This window comes from Geodermatophilaceae bacterium NBWT11 (assembly GCA_014218215.1).
GTDB lineage: Bacteria > Actinomycetota > Actinomycetes > Mycobacteriales > Geodermatophilaceae > Klenkia.
The window spans coordinates 1885032-1904541 of sequence record CP043652.1; the positions used below are offsets into that span (position 1 = coordinate 1885032).

23 protein-coding genes are annotated in these 19510 nt (G+C 74.3%); 10 read left to right on the forward strand and 13 right to left on the reverse strand.

From position 1 onward, the window contains the following. Positions 1-6: 6 nt before the first annotated feature. Complete coding sequence (locus tag F1C76_09065; protein ID QNG36725.1) at positions 7-651, forward strand: FMN-dependent NADH-azoreductase; 645 nt, start codon at positions 7-9, stop codon at positions 649-651. Between the two features lie 309 nt (positions 652-960). Here the strand turns inward: F1C76_09065 and F1C76_09070 are convergent, their stop codons facing one another. Then, positions 961-1905 (reverse strand): DUF2382 domain-containing protein, encoded by a 945-nt coding sequence (locus F1C76_09070; GenBank protein QNG36726.1) that lies wholly within the window; start codon positions 1903-1905, stop codon positions 961-963. 165 nt (positions 1906-2070) lie between these two features. Here F1C76_09070 and F1C76_09075 point away from each other — a divergent pair, with 165 nt between their 5' ends. Beyond that, positions 2071-2880, forward strand: coding sequence for a DUF3097 domain-containing protein (locus F1C76_09075; protein QNG36727.1), 810 nt, complete (start codon positions 2071-2073; stop codon positions 2878-2880). 75 nt (positions 2881-2955) lie between these two features. On the opposite strand, the gene F1C76_09080 is transcribed toward F1C76_09075, so the two are convergent. The 3 genes from F1C76_09080 to F1C76_09090 form a co-directional block, all read right to left on the reverse strand. Continuing rightward, entirely contained in the window at positions 2956-3792 is an 837-nt protein-coding gene (locus tag F1C76_09080) for an aldo/keto reductase (GenBank protein ID QNG36728.1), read from the reverse strand. Positions 3793-3890: 98 nt separating this feature from the next. Next, positions 3891-5075 carry a GNAT family N-acetyltransferase gene (locus tag F1C76_09085; GenBank protein ID QNG36729.1) on the reverse strand — a complete coding sequence of 395 codons (1185 nt, stop codon included), beginning with the start codon at positions 5073-5075 and terminating at the stop codon, positions 3891-3893. Between the two features lie 13 nt (positions 5076-5088). Next, positions 5089-6216, reverse strand: coding sequence for an MFS transporter (locus tag F1C76_09090; protein QNG39121.1), 1128 nt, complete (start codon positions 6214-6216; stop codon positions 5089-5091). A gap of 188 nt (positions 6217-6404) precedes the next feature. On the opposite strand from F1C76_09090, the gene F1C76_09095 reads away from it, so the two are divergent. The 7 genes from F1C76_09095 (at position 6405) to F1C76_09125 (ending at position 11527) form a co-directional block, all read left to right on the forward strand. Further along, positions 6405-6929: a hypothetical protein gene (locus tag F1C76_09095; GenBank protein QNG36730.1), complete on the forward strand. Its 525-nt coding sequence runs from the start codon at positions 6405-6407 to the stop codon at positions 6927-6929. A gap of 178 nt (positions 6930-7107) precedes the next feature. After that, positions 7108-8118: a GTP 3',8-cyclase MoaA gene (moaA, locus tag F1C76_09100; GenBank protein ID QNG39122.1), complete on the forward strand. Its 1011-nt coding sequence runs from the start codon at positions 7108-7110 to the stop codon at positions 8116-8118. A gap of 1 nt (position 8119) precedes the next feature. Further along, on the forward strand, positions 8120-8362 hold the full coding sequence (locus F1C76_09105; protein ID QNG36731.1) for a MoaD/ThiS family protein: 243 nt from the start codon (positions 8120-8122) through the stop codon (positions 8360-8362). Between the two features lie 71 nt (positions 8363-8433). Continuing rightward, complete coding sequence (locus F1C76_09110; GenBank protein QNG36732.1) at positions 8434-9837, forward strand: HlyC/CorC family transporter; 1404 nt, start codon at positions 8434-8436, stop codon at positions 9835-9837. Next, complete coding sequence (locus tag F1C76_09115) at positions 9834-10859, forward strand: HlyC/CorC family transporter (GenBank protein QNG36733.1); 1026 nt, start codon at positions 9834-9836, stop codon at positions 10857-10859. Before F1C76_09110 ends, F1C76_09115 begins: the two co-directional genes overlap by 4 nt. 16 nt (positions 10860-10875) lie before the next feature. Then, positions 10876-11085 (forward strand): hypothetical protein, encoded by a 210-nt coding sequence (locus tag F1C76_09120; protein ID QNG36734.1) that lies wholly within the window; start codon positions 10876-10878, stop codon positions 11083-11085. 124 nt (positions 11086-11209) lie between these two features. Continuing rightward, positions 11210-11527 carry a hypothetical protein gene (locus tag F1C76_09125; GenBank protein ID QNG36735.1) on the forward strand — a complete coding sequence of 106 codons (318 nt, stop codon included), beginning with the start codon at positions 11210-11212 and terminating at the stop codon, positions 11525-11527. 10 nt (positions 11528-11537) lie between these two features. On the opposite strand, the gene F1C76_09130 is transcribed toward F1C76_09125, so the two are convergent. From F1C76_09130 to F1C76_09145, 4 genes are all read right to left on the reverse strand, one after another. Further along, the gene (locus F1C76_09130) at positions 11538-13082 is read right to left on the reverse strand and encodes a SpoIIE family protein phosphatase (GenBank protein ID QNG39123.1); all 1545 of its coding nucleotides are present in this window, start codon (positions 13080-13082) and stop codon (positions 11538-11540) included. A gap of 132 nt (positions 13083-13214) precedes the next feature. Next, positions 13215-13622 carry a molybdenum cofactor biosynthesis protein MoaE gene (locus F1C76_09135; GenBank protein QNG39124.1) on the reverse strand — a complete coding sequence of 136 codons (408 nt, stop codon included), beginning with the start codon at positions 13620-13622 and terminating at the stop codon, positions 13215-13217. Between the two features lie 23 nt (positions 13623-13645). Further along, positions 13646-14233, reverse strand: a complete 588-nt coding sequence (locus F1C76_09140) for a nucleotidyltransferase family protein (protein QNG36736.1) — start codon at positions 14231-14233, stop codon at positions 13646-13648. A 4-nt stretch (positions 14234-14237) separates the two neighbouring features. Further along, positions 14238-14888, reverse strand: a complete 651-nt coding sequence (locus F1C76_09145; GenBank protein QNG36737.1) for a pyridoxamine 5'-phosphate oxidase family protein — start codon at positions 14886-14888, stop codon at positions 14238-14240. A gap of 101 nt (positions 14889-14989) precedes the next feature. Here F1C76_09145 and F1C76_09150 point away from each other — a divergent pair, with 101 nt between their 5' ends. Then, complete coding sequence (locus F1C76_09150) at positions 14990-15448, forward strand: DUF2382 domain-containing protein (protein ID QNG36738.1); 459 nt, start codon at positions 14990-14992, stop codon at positions 15446-15448. Here F1C76_09150 and F1C76_09155 read toward each other — a convergent pair. Genes F1C76_09155 through F1C76_09175 form a run of 5 tightly spaced genes read right to left on the reverse strand, consistent with a single transcriptional unit; the run spans position 15436 to position 19416 of the window. After that, positions 15436-16494: an ABC transporter ATP-binding protein gene (locus F1C76_09155; GenBank protein QNG36739.1), complete on the reverse strand. Its 1059-nt coding sequence runs from the start codon at positions 16492-16494 to the stop codon at positions 15436-15438. The genes F1C76_09150 and F1C76_09155 overlap by 13 nt on opposite strands. Next, positions 16491-17336: a molybdate ABC transporter permease subunit gene (modB, locus tag F1C76_09160; GenBank protein ID QNG36740.1), complete on the reverse strand. Its 846-nt coding sequence runs from the start codon at positions 17334-17336 to the stop codon at positions 16491-16493. The genes F1C76_09155 and modB overlap by 4 nt, the downstream gene beginning before the upstream one ends. Further along, positions 17333-18136, reverse strand: coding sequence for a molybdate ABC transporter substrate-binding protein (modA, locus tag F1C76_09165; GenBank protein QNG36741.1), 804 nt, complete (start codon positions 18134-18136; stop codon positions 17333-17335). The genes modB and modA overlap by 4 nt, the downstream gene beginning before the upstream one ends. 28 nt (positions 18137-18164) lie before the next feature. Then, complete coding sequence (locus F1C76_09170; GenBank protein QNG36742.1) at positions 18165-18560, reverse strand: helix-turn-helix domain-containing protein; 396 nt, start codon at positions 18558-18560, stop codon at positions 18165-18167. A 58-nt stretch (positions 18561-18618) separates the two neighbouring features. Next, complete coding sequence (locus F1C76_09175) at positions 18619-19416, reverse strand: GlcNAc-PI de-N-acetylase (GenBank protein QNG39125.1); 798 nt, start codon at positions 19414-19416, stop codon at positions 18619-18621. Positions 19417-19510 lie beyond the last annotated feature (94 nt).

Below are 19510 nucleotides of genomic sequence, written 5' to 3' on the forward strand. Positions count from 1 at the left end.
CGCCCCGTGCCCCACCTGCTGCACCTCGACGCCTCGGTCGACCCGCGCACGTCGTCCTCACGCCCGGTCACCGCGGCCTTCGCCGAGGCGTGGCGCGGGCTGGGTGCCGACCACACGGTCACCCACCGCGACCTGCAGGCCGACCCGCCGCCGCACCTGCCCGACGCCGCCCTGCACTGGGCCCCGGCCCTGCGCACCCCGGCCGAGACCGGTGCCGAGGTGGACGACGTGGTGCAGCGCGAGCTGCTGGCCGAGCTGCTGGCCGCCGACGTCGTCCTGGTCGGCGCGCCGATGTACAACTGGTCGCTGCCCTCCACGCTCAAGGCGTGGGTGGACCACGTGCACGTGCTCGGGACGACGGTGCCCTTCGGCGAGCTGACCGACCAGCCGCTGGCCGGGCGCACCGCCGTGGTGGTCTCCAGCCGGGGCGCGGGCTACGCGCCGGGCAGCCCGACCGCGGGCATGGACCACACGGTGCCGCCGCTGGCGCTGGTGCTCGGCCAGTCCTTCGGGATGACCGTCGAGGTGGTCACCCTGGAGCTGACCCTGGCCGGGCGGGTGCCGGCGATGACCGACCTGCAGGCGACGGCGACCGCCCAGCGGGAGGCCGCCGTCACCCGCGTGCAGGAACTGGCCCGCACGCTGGGGTGACCCGGGTCAGCGGGCCTTCTGCTTGATCGCGTCGACGGCGCCCTTGAGGCTGGGCTGGGAGGCGTTGGTCTTCGCCTTCTCGACCTTGGGCTTCTTGGTCTCGCGACCGCCCTTGTTCTTGCCGGCCATGGTGACTCCTCGCCACCGGCGGACCGGCGGTCGGTTGCGGAGCTCGGTCCGAGGTGGCGTGCGCCTGCGGCTGGACCGACGACGCTACGCGCCCACGACGCAGCGCAGCCCGCCCCGGTCGGACCGGGACGGGCTGCGCGGGCGTGCTGGTGGTGCTGGCGTTCGGGGGGGGGTGCTGGGTCAGCGGGTGGTGCCGCGACCGTCGGTGCCACGGGTCGTGTCGACACCGTCCTGCACCTGCTCGATCTCCTCGTGCGCGACGTCGGCCTGCACGCGCTGCTCCTCGGTGACGGTCTCGGTGCCCAGGCGGACCCGCTCGACCGGCACGGTCTCCTTCTCCACGACGGGACGCTCGGCGTGCAGCGTCACCTCGTGCTCCTCCTCGGTGAGGTTGCCACCGGAGAGGGCGGAGTCGCGGTTGGCGTCGGTGATCGGCTCGCGCTCGACCCGGACCTCCTCGTGCGTGACCGGGACGGTGCGGGTGACGTTCTCGGTGACGACGTGCTTGCGCAGACGCGCCCGACCGGTCTCCACGGCCTCGGTGCCGACGGACAGCCGCTCCTCGGAGCGGGTCATCGCGTCGTCGGTGGTCGGGCCGGAGGTGTCGCGGCCCACGGTGCCGGCGTCGTTGCGGGTACCGGTGAGGGTGCTGTCGTGGTCCTCGGTGGACCGGGCGGCGTGCTGGCCGCGGTCGTCGAGGTCGTCACCGAGGCGGGCGGTGCCACCGTCGGTGCGGGTGCCACGGTCGTCGAGGTCGTTGCCCACGCGGGTGGTGTCCGTGGTGGTGGTCGTCGTGTTCGACGAGGTGTTGTTGTCGGCGAAGCCGTAGTGGCGGTACAGCTCCTGCTCCTCCTCGGGGGAGAGGTGCTGGTCGGCGTCGACCTTGGGGGCGTCCTTGACGGCGGCCTTGCTCACGGGGACGCGGACGCCACCGTCGGCGAGGTCGGCGTCACGCAGCGGGACGAAGGTGGACTTCGTGCCGAAGAGGCCGGTCTTGACGGTGACCCACTCGGGGTTGCCGCTCTGGTCGTCGAGGAAGACCTCGGACGCGGTGCCGATCTTGTCGCCGTCGGCGTCGTAGACGTCGCTGCCGATGACCTGGTCGATGCTGTTGGTGTCGATCACAGTGGAGCTCCTCGTGTCGGTGCGTGGGGGGTGTTGTGCAAGCTCTCTCCACCACTGCCCGACGAGCCGGGAGGTGGAAACGGCCGGTTCCGGTCCACGTTTCCCAAACACCGTCCGGGCGTGTCGTTCCGCCGGCTCCCTGCGCCCGCTGCGGAGACTCGGTCGGTGCCTCCTCGCTCCCCGTACGACTCGCTCGTGCACCCGCGCACCCAGAAGAAGCCGCTCCCCCAGGTGGAGGCGGAGAAGGACCTGGTGGTCGAGGACCCCAGCTCGGGGTTCGTCGGTGCCGTGGTCCGCTGCGAGAAGGACGTCGTCCACCTCGAGGACCGCTTCGGCCGGGTGAAGGGCTACCCGCTGGGCCCGGGGTTCTGGGTGGAGGGACGCCCGGTGGTGCTGGTGCGCCCGAAGAACCCGGCCGCGGCCGGGTCGGCCCGCAGCGCCTCGGGGTCGACCTACGTCGCCGGCGCCCGGGCCCGGGTGGCCCGCGAGGGCCGGATCTACGTCGAGGGCAAGCACGACGCCGAACTGGTGGAGAAGGTCTGGGGCCACGACCTGCGCATCGAGGGCGTGGTGGTCGAGCCGCTGCACGGCGTGGACGACCTGCCCGGCATCGTGAAGGAGTTCCGCCCCTCGTCGGGTCGCCGACTCGGGGTGCTGGTGGACCACCTGGTCACCGGCTCCAAGGAGACCCGGATCGCCGCCCAGGTCACCGGCGCGCACGCCCTCGTCGTGGGCCACCCGTTCATCGACGTCTGGGAGGCGGTCAAGCCCTCGGTCGTCGGCATCCGCGCCTGGCCGACCGTCCCGAGGGGCGAGGACTGGAAGGGCGGGGTCTGTCGCCGGCTGGGCTGGGAGGACGACACCGGCTACGTCTGGGCCCAGCGCATCCTCGCCCGCGTGCAGACCTGGACAGACCTCGAGCCGGCACTGATCGGCCGGGTCGAGGAGCTCATCGACTTCGTCACCACGGACTGACCCGGACGCACGAGAGCCCGCCCCCGGGTCGGGGACGGGCTCCGTGTCACGCATGGCGGCCTCGGCCGCCGGTGATCAGCTCGGGATCATGTTGAACGTGTCCGGGTCGGGGCCGGTCCGCTCGTCCCGGTTGAGCGCGGAGATTGAGGTCATGTCGTCCTGCGACAGCTCGAAGTCGAAGAGCGCGAAGTTCTCCTCGACGCGGCTGCGGGTGACCGACTTGGGGAACACGATGTCGCCGCGCTGGATCGCCCAGCGGAGGGTGACCTGCGCGGGGGTGCGGTGTACGCGCTCGGCGACGCGGACGATCGCCGGGTCGTCGAGGACCTTGCCCTGGGCGATGGGCGACCAGGCCTCGGTCAGGATGCCGCGCTCGGCGTTGTAGCCGCGCAGCTCCTCCTGGGACAGGTAGGGGTGCACCTCGATCTGGTTGACCGCCGGGGTGACGTCGGCCTGGTCGCGCAGCTTGTTGAGGTGGTTGCTCTGGAAGTTCGAGACGCCGATCGCGCGGGCCTTGCCGTCGCGGTAGAGCTGCTCCATGCCCTTCCAGGTCTCGACGAAGTCGATGTCGATGCCCGGCAGCGGCCAGTGGATCAGGAACAGGTCGACCCGGTCCATCTGCAGGTCGGCCAGGGTCTGGTCGATCGCCTTCGCCACGTCGGCCTCGGCGTGGAAGCCGTTGTTCAGCTTCGAGGTGATGAAGACGTCGTCGCGGGAGAGACCGGAGTCGCGGAAGCCCTCGCCGACCTCCTTCTCGTTGCCGTACATCTCGGCGGTGTCGATGTGCCGGTAGCCGACCTCGAGGGCGGTCTTCACGGCCTCACGGGTGTTCTCGGGCTCGATCTGGTAGGTGCCGAAGCCCAGCTGGGGGATCTCGACGCCGTTGTTCAGGGTGATCATGGGGATGGCCATGGGTCTCCTCCTCGTGGTGGTGCGGATGCGGGTGGGGCACGACGCCACAGGCGCGGCCACTCTCTCTCGCACTACCCGGTCGTGCAGCGCTCAACCGGTCAGAAGTAGTCGAGCAGCTCGGCGCGGGGTCCGCAGGCGAGCAGGTCCAGCGCCGCCGGGTCGCCGCTGCCGCCGGCCAGCCCGGTCTGGGCGAGCGCGCGGCCACCGGTCGCCGCGCAGTACAGGACGGCGAAGCCCCGCACGTCGAGCCACAGGTCGGGTTCGGTCGCGGCACGCCGGAGGGTGGCCGCCCCGTCGGCGACCTCGAGCTCCCAGTCCCCCGCGTTCCAGGGGGCGACGTCGTCCCGCAGCCGGAAGGCGACGCGACCGGTCGCGTGCGCCGGCCAGCCCCGGTCGGCCACGGCGCGGACGACGTCGACCGGGCGGTGCATCCACGCCCTGGCCGAGCCGGCCGACGCCCGCTCCAGCGGCAGCACCGTGGAGAACACGTCGCCGGCCAGCAGCGGGACCCGCACCGCGCGCGTCACCGTGGTCCAGCCGGCGAGCACGCCGACCAGGGCACGGGCGGCGTCCGGGGTGGTGGCCAGCAGGTGGTGCACGTCGAGCTTGGACTCGACGCCGTACCCGGTGCCCCGGCCGAACACGAGCGCGCCGACCAGCAGGTCGCCGTCGAACACCAGGGACAGCGCGTCGACGCCCTCGGGCAACGGGGTGTCCGGGGCCTCGTCGAAGTGCCCGCCGCGGCGGGTGAGCAGCCCCTGCCGCTGCCGGGCGACCCGCTCGTACAGCTCGGTGACCAGCGGCAGCTCGTCGGGCTCCCCCGGCCGCACGGTCAGCCCGTCGACGGCCCGGGTGCGCGGCAGGGCGGCGGTGTCCAGCTCGGTCGCACCGAGGGACCCGGCAACCTCCCAGCCCAGGGACCGGTAGACCGCCGACACGGTCGGGTAGAGCGCGCTGACCGCGGCGCCCCGCTCCCGGGCGCGCACCAGCAGCTCGGTGAGCAGCTGCCGGGCCACCCCGCCGCCGCGGGTCTCGGGCCGGACGGCGACCCCGCTGACGTCCGCAGCGACCACCCGCCGGCCGCCCCACCACTGCTCGTGGGCGACGTCGACGACCTTGCCGACCAACGTGCCGCGCTCGTCGAAGGCGCCCAGCCGGGTCATCCCGGGCACCACCCGCAGCGCCCGGGCCGGCGCCTCGGCGGGGCCGCCGAAGGCCATCCGGCCCAGCGCCCAGGAGGCGGGCAGCTCGTCGGCGGTCAGCTCGCGGAGGGTGAGAGGCACGTGCCCGACCCTCTCAGGCCGCCACGCGCTCCCGGTCGGGACGTCGCAGCACGACCGCGCCCACCAGTGCCAGCACCCCCGCAGCAGCGGCGCCCAGGGCCGGCACGAGGAAGGCGTCCTGGGCGCCCCAGGCGTCCACCGCGGCACCGGCCAGCGCCGCGCCGCCGGTGACGCCGAGGGTGAGTCCGGTCGACGTCCAGGTCAGGCCCTCGTTGAGCGCCCGGCGGTCGACCCGGCTCTCCACCAGCGACATCCCGGCGACCAGCACCGGGGCGATGGCCAGCCCGGCGAGGAACGCCGCGGCCACCAACCAGGGCAGGGAACCGACCAGTAGCAGACCCTGCGCGGCGACGCCGAAGAAGACCGCGCACGCCACGAACCGGGTGACCAGCGTGCCGGGCAGCCGGACCACGCCGTAGGCCAGCCCGGAGACCAGGCTGCCCCCGGCGTAGGCGGCCAGCGCCACGCCGGCCAGCACCGGGGCGCCCTGCACCTCGGCGAACCCGACGACCACGACGTCCATCGCGCCGAACACGGTGCCCACCGCGAGGTAGGCGGTGGCGACGACGACCAGGGTCGGGCTGAGCACCGACGTGCGGGAGCGGCGCTCGCCGGGCGCGGTCTCGGCGACCGGGGGCTGGGTGGCCTCCTGGCGGGCCAGCCAGAACGCCCCGGACACCCCCACCAGCAGCCCGACCACGAAACCGGCCGGCGGGGCCACCAGCGCAGCCAGGAAGGTGATCGAGGGCGGTCCGACGACGAAGACGACCTCGTCGACGACGGACTCGAAGGCGAACGCGGTCTGCCGGTCGTCGGCGTCCTCCAGGGCGTGGGACCAGCGGGCCCGGACGGCGGCGCCCACGTTGGCCCCGCACGCCCCGGCCAGGGCGGCGAGCACGAACCAGGACCAGCGCGGGGCGTCGAGCACCACCGCGGAGGCGAAGGAGAGCCCGAGCACCAGGTAGGCGATCGAGGCCCAGACCAGCACCCGGCCCTGGCCGAGCCGGTCCATGCCGCGGGCCCACTGCGGGCTGCCGACGGCGAAGGCCAGCGACAGCGTGCCGGCCACGGCCCCGGCCAGGCCGTAGCTGCCGGTCTCGCCGGCGACGAGGAGCACCGAGCCCAGGCCGACGGTGGACATCGGCACCCGGGCCAACCAGCCGGCGAAGGAGAAGGCCCTCGAGCCGGGGACGGTGAAGATGCGGGCGTACGGGGAGAACGGGTTGAGCACGGGATCGATCTCGACTTCCTGGCCACAGGCGGAGACAAGGGGGCTTGCCGGACTCCCGGGTGGCAGCCCGATCGTAGGGGGCGGGGCAGGATGCCGGCGTGGCCACGTCGACCGTGTTGCGTCCCCTCACCCGCCGCCGTGAGGACGTCGACCCGCACCGCGCGGAGAGCAGGGTGGCCGCCTACGTCTACGGCAACGTGCTGGTGCTGGCCGCCGTCGTCGGCACCTCCCCGGCGACGGTGGACTCCGGGACCGCCGCGGTGCTCGTCGTGGGCACCGTGCTGTCCACCTACGTGGCGCACGTACTGGCGCACTCGATCGGTGCGCTGTTCACCGGGGGCGACCGGCGCCGGGTCGCCCAGGCGCTGCGGGACGCGACCCCGATCCTGAGCTCGGGCGTGCTCCCGGCCGCGCTGCTGCTGGGCACCGCGCTCGGCTGGCCGTCGGAGCTGGTCGGGCAGTCGCTGGCCTCGGCCGTCGGTGTCGTCCGGATCGCCGGGGTGGGCCTGGTCTACCGGCGGCTGCAGGCCGACGTCCCGCTGGGCCGCGCGGTGCTCGTCGGGGTCACGGCCTCCGCGGTCGCCCTGCTCGCCGTCGTCCTCAAGCTGACCCTGACCCACTGAGGGTGCAACCCTGCGCAACCCGCCGGTGCGGCTCCCCGGTGCCGGCACGTCCGCACCTGCGGAACCCGTGGTGACGGCGCCCACAGTGCCCGGTGCAGGTGACGGAGGCCGCTCTACAGTCGGGCGGGTGACGACGCCGAGCCCGCTGCCCGACCCCCAGGTCCGCGTGCCCGACCCGGTGCTCGGCGCCCCCGGAACCGGCGGTCTGGTCGACCGGCACGGCCGGACGGCGACCGACCTGCGGGTCTCCCTCACCGACCGCTGCAACCTGCGCTGCAGCTACTGCATGCCCCCCGAGGGCCTGGACTGGCTGCCCAAGGTCGAGCAGCTCACCGACGACGAGGTCGTCCGGCTGGTGCGGATCGGCGTGGAGCACCTGGGCATCGAGGAGGTCCGGTTCACCGGCGGCGAGCCGCTGCTGCGCCCGGGTCTGCCCGGCATCGTCGCGGCCACCACCGCGCTGCTCCCCCGCCCCGAGGTCAGCCTGACCACCAACGCCGTCGGGCTCTCCCGGATGGCACCGGCGCTGGCCGCGGCCGGTCTCGACCGGCTCAACGTCAGCCTGGACACCCTGGACCGCGCCCGGTTCAAGGAGCTCACCTTCCGCGACCGGCTGCCCGACGTGCTGGCCGGGCTCAAGGCCGCCAAGGACGCCGGGCTCACCCCGGTCAAGGTCAACACCGTGCTGCTCAAGGGGATCAACGAGGACGACGCCGTCCCCCTGCTGGAGTACTGCCTGGAGCACGGCTACGAGCTGCGCTTCATCGAGCAGATGCCGCTGGACGCCCACCACGCGTGGACCCGCAGCGAGATGGTGACCGCCGAGGACATCCTGGCCAAGCTCACCGCCACGCACACGCTGGTGCCCGACGTCCAGGAGCGCGGCGCCGCCCCGGCCGAGCGCTGGCTGGTCGACGGCACCGACCTCACCGTCGGCGTCATCGCCTCGGTCACCCGCAGCTTCTGCGGGGCCTGCGACCGCACCCGGCTCACCGCCGACGGCCAGATCCGCAACTGCCTGTTCGCCCGCGAGGAGTCCGACCTGCGCACCGCGATGCGGGACGGCGCGACCGACCAGGAGCTGGCCGACCGCTGGCGGATCGCCACCCTCACCAAGCTGCCCGGGCACGGCATCGACGACCCGTCCTTCCTGCAGCCCTCCCGGCCGATGTCCGCGATCGGCGGCTGAGATGGCCGTGACCGTGCGGTACTTCGCCGGGGCCCGCGCCGCGGTCGGCGTGGACACCGAGACCCGGGACGCCGGCTCCCTCGACGAGCTGGTCGGCCAGATCGTCGACCAGCACGGCGAGAAGCTCGAGCGGGTGCTGACCGCCTGCTCGTTCCTCGTGGATGGAACGTCCACGCGGGACCGTGCGTTGAGGCTGGGACCCGGGGCAGTCGTCGACGTGCTGCCCCCCTTCGCCGGAGGCTGATCCACCCCGCTCGTGAGCTCGCTGCCTCACCTACCCGAGACACCTGCCCGTCCCCCCGTGGGGAGCCAGCCGTGATCGAGTGGCTGCTGGTCCTGGTCGGGATCCTGCTGATCGCGGCCTGCGCCGCCTTCGTCGCCTTCGAGTTCGCCCTGGTCACCGTCGACCGGTCGACCGTCGAGCGCCGGGCCGCCGACGGCGAGCGCGGGGCCGACGGCGTGCTGGCCGCCATGCGCACGCTGTCCACCCAGCTCTCCGGCGCCCAGCTCGGCATCACCGTCACCAACCTGGCGATCGGCTTCGTCGCCGAGCCCTCGATCGCGGCCCTGCTCGCCGGGCCACTGGAGTCGGTCGGGCTCTCCGGTGGGGCCGCCCGCTCGGTGTCGATCACCCTGGCGCTGGTGCTGGCCACCGTGCTGACGATGGTGTTCGGCGAACTGGTGCCCAAGAACCTCGCGATCGCCAAGCCCTTCGAGGTGGCCAAGGCCGTCTCGGGCTTCCAGCGCGGCTTCACCCGGGGCACCTCTCTGGTCATCCGGCTGCTCAACGGCTGGGCCAACGCGATCCTGCGCCGGCTCTTCAAGGTCGAGCCCCAGGAGGAGCTGGCCTCGGCCCGCTCCCCCGAGGAGCTCACCTCCCTGGTCCGCCGCTCGGGCACCACCGGCACGCTGGGCGCGGAGACCGCCGCCCTGCTCGAGCGCGGACTGGCCTTCGGCGAGCTGCGGGCCAGCGACGTCGCCACCCGACGGGTGCAGATGTCCTCCGTCCGCGGCGACGACCCGGTCGCCGTCGTGCTGGCCACCGCCCGGGACTCCGGGCACTCCCGCTTCCCGGTGCTGTCCGCCGACGGCGTGGACGACGTCATCGGGTTGGTCCACGTGAAACACGCGCTGTCGGTCCCCCGCGACCGCCGCACCGGGGTGTCCGTGGCCGACGTGATGGTCGAGGCGCTCTTCGTGCCCACCTCCCGCCAGCTCGACGACCTGCTGGTCGACCTCCGGCGGGGCTCGCTGCAGATGGCCGTGGTGGTCGACGAGTACGGCGGCACCGACGGCGTGGTCACCATCGAGGACCTGGTGGAGGAGCTCGTCGGTGACCTCACCGACGAGCACGACGACGACGCCGACGACTCCGACGTCGACGACCGCGGCGACGGCACCTGGTCGGTGTCGGGCCTGCTGCGTCCCGACGAGGTGGCCGCGGCCACCGGTCTCACCGTCCCCGGCGACCGGCACTACGACACGATCGGCGGGCTCGTGCTCCATCACCTGGGTCGCATCCCCGAGGTCGGCGACCGGGTGGAGGCGCTTCGCCAGCTCCCGCCCGAGCTCGCCGAGGAGGCCGAGGGCCACCCCGGTGGCGTCTGGGTCGAGGTGACCGTCGTCGACGGCACCCGGGTGGAGCGGGCCGTGGTCGGCGAGCTCCTCCCCGAGGTCGACGCGGCGAACGACGACGAGCAGAGCGGGGTGCCGGCGTGAGCGACTGGATCGGCGTGCTCGTCGCCGTCGTGCTGCTGGGTGCCAACGCGTTCTTCGTCGGCGCGGAGTTCGCGCTGATCTCCGCGCGCCGCTCCTCCATCGAGCCGATGGCCGAGGCCGGCAGCCGCCGGGCCCGCACCACGCTGCACGCCATGGAGCGGGTGTCGATGATGATGGCCGGCGCGCAGCTGGGCATCACCGTGTGCTCGCTGGGCCTGGGCGCGATCGGCGAGCCGGCCGTGGCGCACCTGCTCGAGCCGGTCTTCGACGCCGTCGGGGTCCCCGAGGGCGCGGTCTACCCGATCTCCTTCGTGATCGCGCTGACCGTCGTCGTCGCCCTGCACGTGGTGATCGGCGAGATGGTGCCGAAGAACCTGGCCCTGGCCGGCCCGGACAAGGCCGCGCTGCTGCTGGCCCCGCCGCTGGCCGCCGTCGTCACCGTGCTCAAGCCGGTGATCTGGACGATGAACGCGCTGGCCAACGCCGTGCTCCGGCTGCTGAAGGTCGACCCCAAGGACGAGGTGACCAGCTCCTTCACCCGCGACGAGGTCGCCGGGCTGCTGGACGAGTCGCGGGCCGGCGGGCTGCTCGACGCCGCCGATCACGACCTGCTCACCGGGGCGCTGACCCTGGAGGACCGGGAGACGCGCACCGTGCTCATCCCGCGCGCCGAGCTCACCGTGCTCTCCCCCACCGACGACGCCCTCGCCGTCGAGCGGGTCGCGGCGGTCACCGGGTTCTCCCGCTTCCCGGTGGTCACCGACGGCGAGCTGAGCGGCTACGTGCACGTCAAGGACGTGCTGGTCGCCGACGGCGAGCCCGACGTGCAGGTCGCCGACATCACCCGCCCGCTCCCGCGGGTGGACGCCGCCGCGGACCTGCGGAGCACGCTGCAGACCATGCAGGCCGACCGGGCGCAGCTGGCCGCGGTGCTCGACGACGGCGTCGTGGTCGGTGTCGTGGCCCTGGAGGACATCCTCGAGGAGCTCGTGGGCGAGATCCGGGACAGTGTGCACAGATGACCAGGGAGGAACGGACATGAGCGTGTTCGACAGGGCGAAGGCCAAGGCCGAGGAGCTGCTGGGCAGGGCGACCGAGGTCTACGGGGAGTCGCACGGCGACGCCGCGGCCGAGGCGGCCGGCGAGGCCCGTCGACTGGAGGGCGAGGCCGAGGAGGAGGCGTTGGAGGCCCGCGAGGCCGCCGAGCGCCGGCACCCCGACGACGACGGGCTCGCCGGCGCCCGCTGAGCGCCCCCCGGGAGTCGCGCGCGACGCGCCGGTGCCGGGTTGCCGTCCGGGTCGACCGGGCGGGACCCTGGCGCCGGTGCAGCGTCGCGCCGCCCCCGTGTCCCCCAGCACCGAGGAGCAGGTCATGACCGCACCCGAGGACGTCCAGCACGTCGAGGTCACCGAGGGCGGTCGGCTGCTCGCCTCCGCCGACGTGGTCGGTGACGAGCACGCCGCCGTCGCCGCTCTGCACGTCGAGGCCGGTCAGCTCCCGGCGGGGACCCGCACCCGGCTGGTCGACGCGGTGCTCGACGCCCCGACCGTCGCGGGCGCCGAGAAGCTCACGACCGCCGGCCCGGCGGGCGACGCCGAGGTGGCCGACCGGCTGCGGGAGCGGCTGGACGACGTCGAGCTGCGCGCCGCCGGCTCCACCACGTTCACCGACGGCACCGTCCCGCACTGAGCGCGGGCGGTCAGGCCAGCCGGACGGCGACCAGCGCCACGTCGTCCTCCGGCCGGCCGTGCACGAGCTGTTCGACGAGCTCGTCGCACAGCTCGGTGAGCGGGCGGGTGGCGAGGGTCCCCACCAGGGTGCGCAGCCGCTCGAGGCCGGCGTCGAGGTCCTCGCTGCGCCGCTCCACCAGCCCGTCGGTGAACAGCAGCACCGTCGAACCGGGCTCCAGGTCGACGGTGTGCTCGCGGCGGCCGGTGGTGCTGTCCACGCCGAGCAGCAGGTCGCCGTCCCAGCCACGGGCATCCAGCAGGGTCCCGTCGGGCCGCAGCACCACCGGCTCGAGGTGCCCGGCGTTCGCCCAGACCAGCCTGGCCGTGCCGTCGGCCGCGGGCGGCTCCAGGCGGGCGACGGCGGCGGTGGCGAGCACCTGCAGGTCCAGCAGGGCCATGGCCGCGTCCAGCCCGCGCAGCACCTCGGCCGGCCCGGCACCGGAGTAGGCGGCCACCCCGCGGAGCAGCCCGCGCAGCTGGCCCATCGCGGCCGCCGCGGCGGTGTCGTGGCCGACCACGTCCCCGATCACCAGGGTCATCGCCCCGTCGGGCTGGCGGAAGGCGTCGTACCAGTCACCACCCACCCGGGCGGCCTCGACCGCCGGGATGTACCGGACGGCGACCTCGGCGTGCTCGGGCTGGACCGGCTGGGTGAGCATGCTGCGCTGCAGCTCCTCGGCCAGCTGGGCCTGCTGCCGGTAGAGCCGGCCGTTGTCCAGCGCCAGCCCGATCCGGTCGGCGACCTCGCGGGCGGTGGCCAGCTCGTCCCCGACCAGCGGCCGCCCGTGCTCGCACCAGAGCGTGATGACCCCCAGGGTCCGGCCGCGGCCCAGCAGCGGCAGGTAGACCCCGCTCCCGTCGGCGAGCTGGGCCTGCAGGTCCCGGGCCTCGCCCGGGGGCAGCGACCCGGCGATCTCGGCGTGGGTGGTGGTGACCGGCTCCTGGGTGCCCAGCGCCCGGATCAGCGGGGTGTCGGCGGGCAGCGCCCCCAGCCGCAGCTGCACGTACCGGGCGAGCACCCCGCGCAGCCGGGCGTCGGCGTGCCAGCTGCCCACATCGTGCGGGCGGCCGTCGTCCTCGATCACGGTGACCACGGCCCAGTCGGCCAGGGCCGGCACCAGCAACCGGGGCAGGCGGGCCATCGACTGCACCGGGTCCGGGGAACCGGCGAGCTCGCTGCTGACCCGGGCGAGCACGGCCAGCCGCTCCTGCGCCCGGCGCCGGTCGCTGACCTCGGTGAAGAACAGGTGCAGCCCCGGTCCGGCGGGGACGGCGCGGACCTCGAACCAGGTCTCCAGCGGCTCGGGGTACCAGGCCTCGACGGCCTCGCTGACCCCGGTGGCCCGGACCCGCTCGTAGGTCTCGCCGAAGGCGTTGTGCCGGTTGTCCGGGAACACCTCCCAGTAGTCCCGCCCCAGCAGCTCCTCGCGGGGGCGGCTCACCGCGTGTTCGGCGGCGGCGTTGACCTGGGTGATCGTCCAGTCGGCGTCCAGGGCGAGGAAGCCCACGGGCATGCCCTCGACGACCTGCTCCGCGCCCTCCACGGTCAGCTGCTCCCTGTCGTCGTCCACCGGTGCCCCGTTGTGCCACACCGGACCCGTCCGCGGCAAGCAGCCACCCCCGGTCGTGACCGCGACGTCACCTGCTCAGGGGCAGGCCACCCACTCCTCGGCGCCGTCGCCGAACACCTGGCGCTTCCAGATCGGCAGCCGGGCCTTGACCTCGTCGACCAGCTCGGCGCAGGCGGTGAACGCCTGACCGCGGTGGCTGGTGGACACCGCGCAGGCCAGCGCGACGTCGCCGATGCCGAGCAGGCCCACCCGGTGGCTGACGGCGACGCTGTGCACCTCGGGCCGGGCGGCGAACTCCGCGGCGATCTCCTCGATGAGGGCCTGCGCGGTGGGGTGCCCGACGTACTCGAGCTCCGTGACGGTCTTGCCACCGTCGTGGTCGCGGACCACGCCGGCGAAGGAGACGGTCGCCCCGGCCGCCGGGTGCGCGACGGCGTCCTCGTGCGCGGCGACGCTCAGGGGCTCCTCGGAGATCACGGCGATGGCAGGCAGGACCCCAGGCTGGCTCACGGTTCGACGCTACCCGGCGGGGTGTCCCAGTCGGTGGGGTCGGCGAGCCCGGTGCAGTCGACCTCGACCACCTCGGCGGCGTGCGCGGCCAGGTAGCTGCGCGCGCCCTCGTCCCCGGTCGCTGCCTCGGCCACCCCCGCCCAGTGGTCGCGGCCCAGCAGCACCGGGTGCCCCCGGACGCCGTCGTAGGTGGGGACGACGAGCGTCCCCGGGGCGGCGTGCCCGGCCAGCCGGTGCAGCGCCTCGGCGGTCATGCCGGGGACGTCGACGAGCAGCACCAGGACCGCGTCGATCCCGCTGCCCAGCGCCTGCAGCCCCTGGATCCCGGTGCGCAGCGAGGACGCCATCCCCGACTCCCAGTCGCGGTTGCCGACCACGGTGGCGCCGTCGAGATCGGCCCGCTGCCACACCTCGAGCATCGAGGCGCCGAGCACGACGAGCACCGGGTCGCAGGCCGCGCGCGCCGTCCGCACCGCGCGCTCGACGAACAGCGACCCCTCGTGCTCCACGAGCGCCTTGGGCATCCCGTAGCGACGGCCGCCCCCGGCGGCCAGGACCAGCGCGGCGACGGACACGACCGCCACCCTCTCAGGAGGTGCCGGTCTGCACCTTGCCCACGTACTCCTCGAAGGTGATGGTGCCGCCCTCGTCGGCGGTCCGGCCCGCGTCGGGCAGCACGTCCTGCACGACGTCCAGGCGCTTCCACGAGGGCCGCGGCGCCTGCCCCTCGTCGTCGGGCACGTACTCGCTGGCCCGGACACGCTCGTGCACGTGCACGTAGCGGCCGCAGTTGGGGAAGACCTCGTCCACCGTGGCCCGGGTGACCAGCGAGGCGCCGGGCCAGCGGGCGAGCAGCTCGTCGTCGGCGCTGACGCTGGCGGTGGCCTGCACGCGCACCCGGTTCGGGGTCTCCAGGTCGATGAACAGCAGCCCGATCCGGCCGGTCTCGCTGGCGTTGCCCATCGACAGGAACATGCCGTTGCCGTCGTAGTGCGGGAAGGCCAGCGTGCGCTCGTCGAGCACGGCCACCACGCCCTGCGGCCCGCCCTTGTAGGAGACCGTCGGGCGGCCCTCGCCGTCGACGGTGGACAGGAAGAAGAAGTCCCGGGAGGCGATGAACGCCGCGGACCCCTCGTCGAGGGTGTCGGCGACGATCGCGGCCTCGAGCCGGTCGGCCAGCGGGCGGGACTCGAAGTGGTCCTGCCACTCGCGCTGGGAGTCGGTGAAGAACGTGGTCACGGTGTCTCCTCGTCCCCGGCCGCGACGCTGCGGACCGGTGTCGCCCCACCCTCCCCCGGTCGCCCGTCGCACGCCCCTCGGGGACCGGGCGTCGGCGGGTCGTGTGTCGGACCCCCGGCGCGGTGGGCAGGGACCCGGTGTCGTGCTCACCGGCCCGGCCCCACCTGCTGCCGACCGGAGTCCCCGTGACCGTCGAACCGACCGAGATCGTCCGCTCCGAGGAACGGCTCACCGTGACCACCGAGGTCGTGCCCTACGCCCGCGCGCGGCTGCGGGTGGAGACCACCACCGAGGAGGTGCTGGTGCCGGTGACGATCACCCGCCAGCACGCCCGGGTCGAGTACGTCGACGCGCAGGGCGCCCCGGTCGGCGCGCGGCCTGTCGAGCAGGCGGGCGACTGGGTGACCCTGCACGTGGACGAGCCGGTGGTCAGCACCCGAGCCGTCCCGGTCGAGCGGGTCCGGCTGGTGACCGGGTGGGTGGCCGGCACCGCGCAGGTGCAGGCGCAGGTCGCCCACGAGGTCGTCACCGAGGAGCTCGGCCCCGCTCAGCGCGGGTAGACCGCCACCTCCGAGGCCTTCACCGACGCCCAGAGCGCGGCCCCGGGCACCAGCCCCATCTCCGCGAACGCGGTGGCGGTGACGTCGGCGGTCAGCGGCACCTCGCCGTCCAGGTCGCAGCGCACCGTGGAGCCGTGCGGGGTGGCGGCGACCAGCGTCGCCGGCCACACGTTGCGCGGGCTGCCCTCGGGGCGGGCCAGGTACAGCGACACCGTCTCCGGGCGGACGGCGACGAACACCGGCCCGTCCGCGGCCTCGCCGGTGGCGACCCGTCCACCGCCCTCGAGGTCGACCGTCGTCCCCACCGCCGTGCCGGGCAGCAGCGACAGCCCGACCAGCCGGGCCACGTAGTCGGTGCGCGGCATCCGGGCGACCTCGGTGGGGCTGCCCTCCTGCACCACCACGCCGTCCTCGACGACCACCACCCGGTCGGCCAGTGCCATCGCGTCCACCGGGTCGTGGCTGACCAGCACCGTGCAGCCGCCGAACGCGGCCAGGTGCCGGCGCAGCTCGGCCCGCACGGTCAGCCGGGTGCGGGCGTCCAGCGCGCTCAGCGGCTCGTCGAGCAGCAGCAGCCGGGGCTCCCCCACCAGCGCCCGGGCCAGGGCCGCCCGCTGGGCCTGCCCGCCCGAGAGCTGGGTGGGCCGCCGGTCGCCGAACCCCTCCAGCCCGACCCGGGCCAGCCACTCCTGCGCGGTCGCCCGGGACCGGGCCTTGCGCACACCGCGGGTGCGCAGCCCGAAGGCGACGTTGTCGGTGACGCTCAGGTGCGGGAAGAGCAGGTGGTCCTGGAAGACCATGCCCAGGGGCCGCTCGTGGGCGGGCACGTGCCGGGTGTCGTCGTCCCAGACCAGCTCACCGCCGGGGACGTCGATCGCCACCCGCCCGCCGTCGGGGGCCAGCAGCCCCGCCAGCACCCGCAGCACGGTGGACTTGCCCGCGCCGTTGGGCCCCAGCACGGCCAGCACCTCGCCGTCGGCGACGGTCAGGTCGACGTCGACCAGCAGGGCCCCCCGCCGGACGACGACGTGCGCGCGCAGGCTCATGCCGCCGGGGTCCCCGAACGGCCCAGCCACCGGTCGCGCAGCAGCAGCAGGGTGGCCAGCGAGACCCCCAGCAGCACCAGGGACAGCACGATCGCGGCCTCCGGGTCGCTCTGCAGGGCCAGGTAGACCGCCAGCGGCATGGTCTGCGTCGTCCCCGGGAAGTTGCCGGCGAAGGTGATCGTGGCGCCGAACTCACCCAGGGCCCGCGCCCAGCAGAGCACCGCGCCGGCGGCGACCCCGGGCAGCACCAGCGGCAGGGTGACCCGGCGGAACGTCGTCCACCGGTCGGCGCCCAGCGTGGCCGCGGCGTCCTCGAAGCGGGCGTCGGCGGCCCGCAGCGCGCCCTCGACGCTGATCACCAGGAACGGCATGGCCACGAAGGTCTCGGCGATGACGACGGCCGTGGTGGTGAACGGGATCGTGTAGTCGAAGGTCTCGAAGAGCCAGCGCCCGACCAGGCCCTGCCGGCCCAGCACCAGGAACAGCGCGACGCCGCCGACCACCGGCGGGAGCACCAGCGGCACCGTGACCAGCGCCCGCAGCACCGAGCGGCCGCGGATCGTGGAGCGGGCCAGCACCCAGGCCAGCGGGACGCCGAGCACCAGCGAGAGCAGGGTCGCCAGCGTCGCCGACACCAGCGAGAGCCGGAGCGCCTGGCCGATCTGCGGCTCGGCCAGCGAGCTGAGCAGCTGCGACCAGGGCGCCCGGACGACCAGCCCGACCAGCGGCAGGACGAGGAAGAGGACCCCGAGCAGCGCCGGCACCAGGAGCGGCGCGGGCACGCCGGTGCCCCGGGGCCGTCGTCGGCGCCGGGGCGGGGCGGTGGTGCTGCTCAGGCTCAGGCGCCGGGGCTGCGGAAGCCGGCGTCGGTGAGCGCCTGCTGGCCGGCGTCGGACTCCACCAGGTCGAGGAACGCCTGGGCCGCCTCGGGGTTCGGTGCCGCGGCGAGGGTGGCGATCGGGTACTCGTTCACGGCGTCCTCGGCCTCGGGGAACGTGATGCCCTCGACGCTGTCCCCGGCCGACTGCACGTCGGAGGCGTAGACCAGCGCGGCGTCGACCTCGCCCAGCTCGACCTTGGTCAGCGCGGCCCGGACGTCCTCCTCGAGGGTGTCGGGCTGTGCGGTGACCCCGGCGGCCTCGAAGACCTGCTCGGCAGCCGCGCCGCAGGGCACGTCGGGGGCGCAGACCGCGAGCGTCAGGTCGGGGTCGCCGAAGTCGTCGATGCCGGTGACGTCGGCCGGGTTGCCCTGGGGGACGGCGATCTCCAGCACGTTCTCGGTGAACACCGTCGGGTCGCCCCCCGCCAGGCCGGCGTCGGTGACCACGGTCATCTGGGTCTGGTTGGCGCTGGCGAACACGTCGGCCGGGGCGCCCTGGCCGATCTGGGTGGCCAGCGCCGAGCTGCCGGCGAAGTTGAACTCGACCGTCAGGTCGGGGTTGTCGGCCATCAGCTGGTCACCGAGGTCGGTGAACACGTCGGTGAGCGAGGCCGCGGCGAACACGGTGAGCGTGCCGCTGAGCCCGGCGTCCTCCGTTCCCGCCGTCGACCCGGCAGCGGCGTCGGAGGACGACGAGCCGCCGCAGGCGGTCAGGCTCAGCAGTCCGGCGGTGGCCAGGACCAGGGGGGCACGCAGTCGCACGGTGGGACCTCTCTCGACGGTGAGGGGATCAGGGGACGTCGACGCTGACCTGCGTCGCCTTCACGGTGGCGACGGCGCGGACACCGGTCTCCAGACCGAGCTCGTCGGCGGCCTCGCGGCTCATCAGCGAGACCATCCGGTAGGGCCCGCACTGGATCTCGACCTGCGCCATGACGGTGTCCCGGACGACCCGGGTGACGATGCCGGTCAGCCGGTTGCGGGCGCTGGAGGAGCGGGTGAGGCCGGGCTCGGGCGCCTCGTGCAGGGCGGCGGCCACCCGGGCGAGGTCGGTGCCGTCGACCTGCGCGGGACCACTGCCGCCCCGGTGGGCCGTCAGCCGGTCGCTGTCGATCCAGCGGCGCACGGTGTCGTCGCTGACGCCGAGCAGCTCGGCCGCCTCGGCGATCCGGTAGGTGGCGGTCACAGGCGCACCTTAGACACGCAGATGCGGAACGAGCAACCAGTGCCCGCCGCAGCTGCGGCTAGCGGAGCCCGGCGAAGAGGTCGTCCTCGACCGGGTCGCCGACGGCGCGGGGCGGTCGGACCCGCACGAAGGCCTCCGTGCCCATCAGGGCGGCGAACGTCTCGACCGGGAACTTCAGGAAGACGATGTTCTCCGCCTGGCTGGCGTGGGCGGCCAGCGAGTCGCGCTTGTGCCCGGCGAAGGCGGTGGCGTCCACCTCGGCGCCGACCTCGTCGTCCTCGACGCCCCACACCGGCTGGTCGCCCTCGGGCTCGGGGAACTCCACCCCGGCCTCACGCACCAGCTCGCCGAACCGGGCGAACGAGCTGCGCCGGATCGTCGAGAAGTAGAGCTTGGCCGGGGACCCGGTCAGCTCCAGGGCCGCCAGCGTGATGCGGTGGGCCTGGATGTGGTCGGGGTGGCCGTAGAAGCCGTTCTCGTCGTAGGTGACGACGACGTCGGGGCGGTGCTGCTCGATCAGCTCGGCCAGCCGGGCCGCCGCCTCGTCCACCGGGGTGGTCCAGAACGAGCCCGGGGCGTCGTTGGACTCCCAGCCCATCATCCCGGAGTCCAGGTAGCCCAGCTGATGGGCGTGCGTGATGCCGAGGACCTCGACACTGGCGGCCAGCTCGGCCTCCCGGAGGGCCACCACCTCCTCGGTGCTGTGCCCCTCCTCCCCCGGCTTGACCGTCCCGCTGTCGCCCAGCGCGCCGTTCGTGCAGGTCACCAGCACGGTCGTCACGCCCTCGGCGGCGTACTTCGCCAGCACGCCGCCGGTCGACGTCGCCTCGTCGTCGGGGTGGGCGTGCACGGCCATCAAGGTCAGGGGTCGGGCCACGGGCTCCAGTGTGGCGTCCCGCGACACGCCCCCCACCAGGCACCTGTTTGACGATCTCGCCGAGCAGGGCAGC

What these genes read in the sequence shown, in the direction of transcription:
- F1C76_09125 (QNG36735.1), top strand. Translation starts at nt 11,210, where the DNA reads ATGACCGCACCCGAGGACGTCCAGCACGTCGAGGTCACCGAGGGCGGT.
- F1C76_09155 (QNG36739.1), bottom strand. Translation starts at nt 16,494, where the DNA reads ATGAGCCTGCGCGCGCACGTCGTCGTCCGGCGGGGGGCCCTGCTGGTC.
- F1C76_09105 (QNG36731.1), top strand. Translation starts at nt 8,120, where the DNA reads ATGGCCGTGACCGTGCGGTACTTCGCCGGGGCCCGCGCCGCGGTCGGC.
- F1C76_09080 (QNG36728.1), bottom strand. Translation starts at nt 3,792, where the DNA reads ATGGCCATCCCCATGATCACCCTGAACAACGGCGTCGAGATCCCCCAG.
- F1C76_09175 (QNG39125.1), bottom strand. Translation starts at nt 19,416, where the DNA reads ATGGCCGTGCACGCCCACCCCGACGACGAGGCGACGTCGACCGGCGGC.
- F1C76_09120 (QNG36734.1), top strand. Translation starts at nt 10,876, where the DNA reads ATGAGCGTGTTCGACAGGGCGAAGGCCAAGGCCGAGGAGCTGCTGGGC.
- F1C76_09130 (QNG39123.1), bottom strand. Translation starts at nt 13,082, where the DNA reads ATGCCCGTGGGCTTCCTCGCCCTGGACGCCGACTGGACGATCACCCAG.
- F1C76_09090 (QNG39121.1), bottom strand. Translation starts at nt 6,216, where the DNA reads ATGTCCACCGTCGGCCTGGGCTCGGTGCTCCTCGTCGCCGGCGAGACC.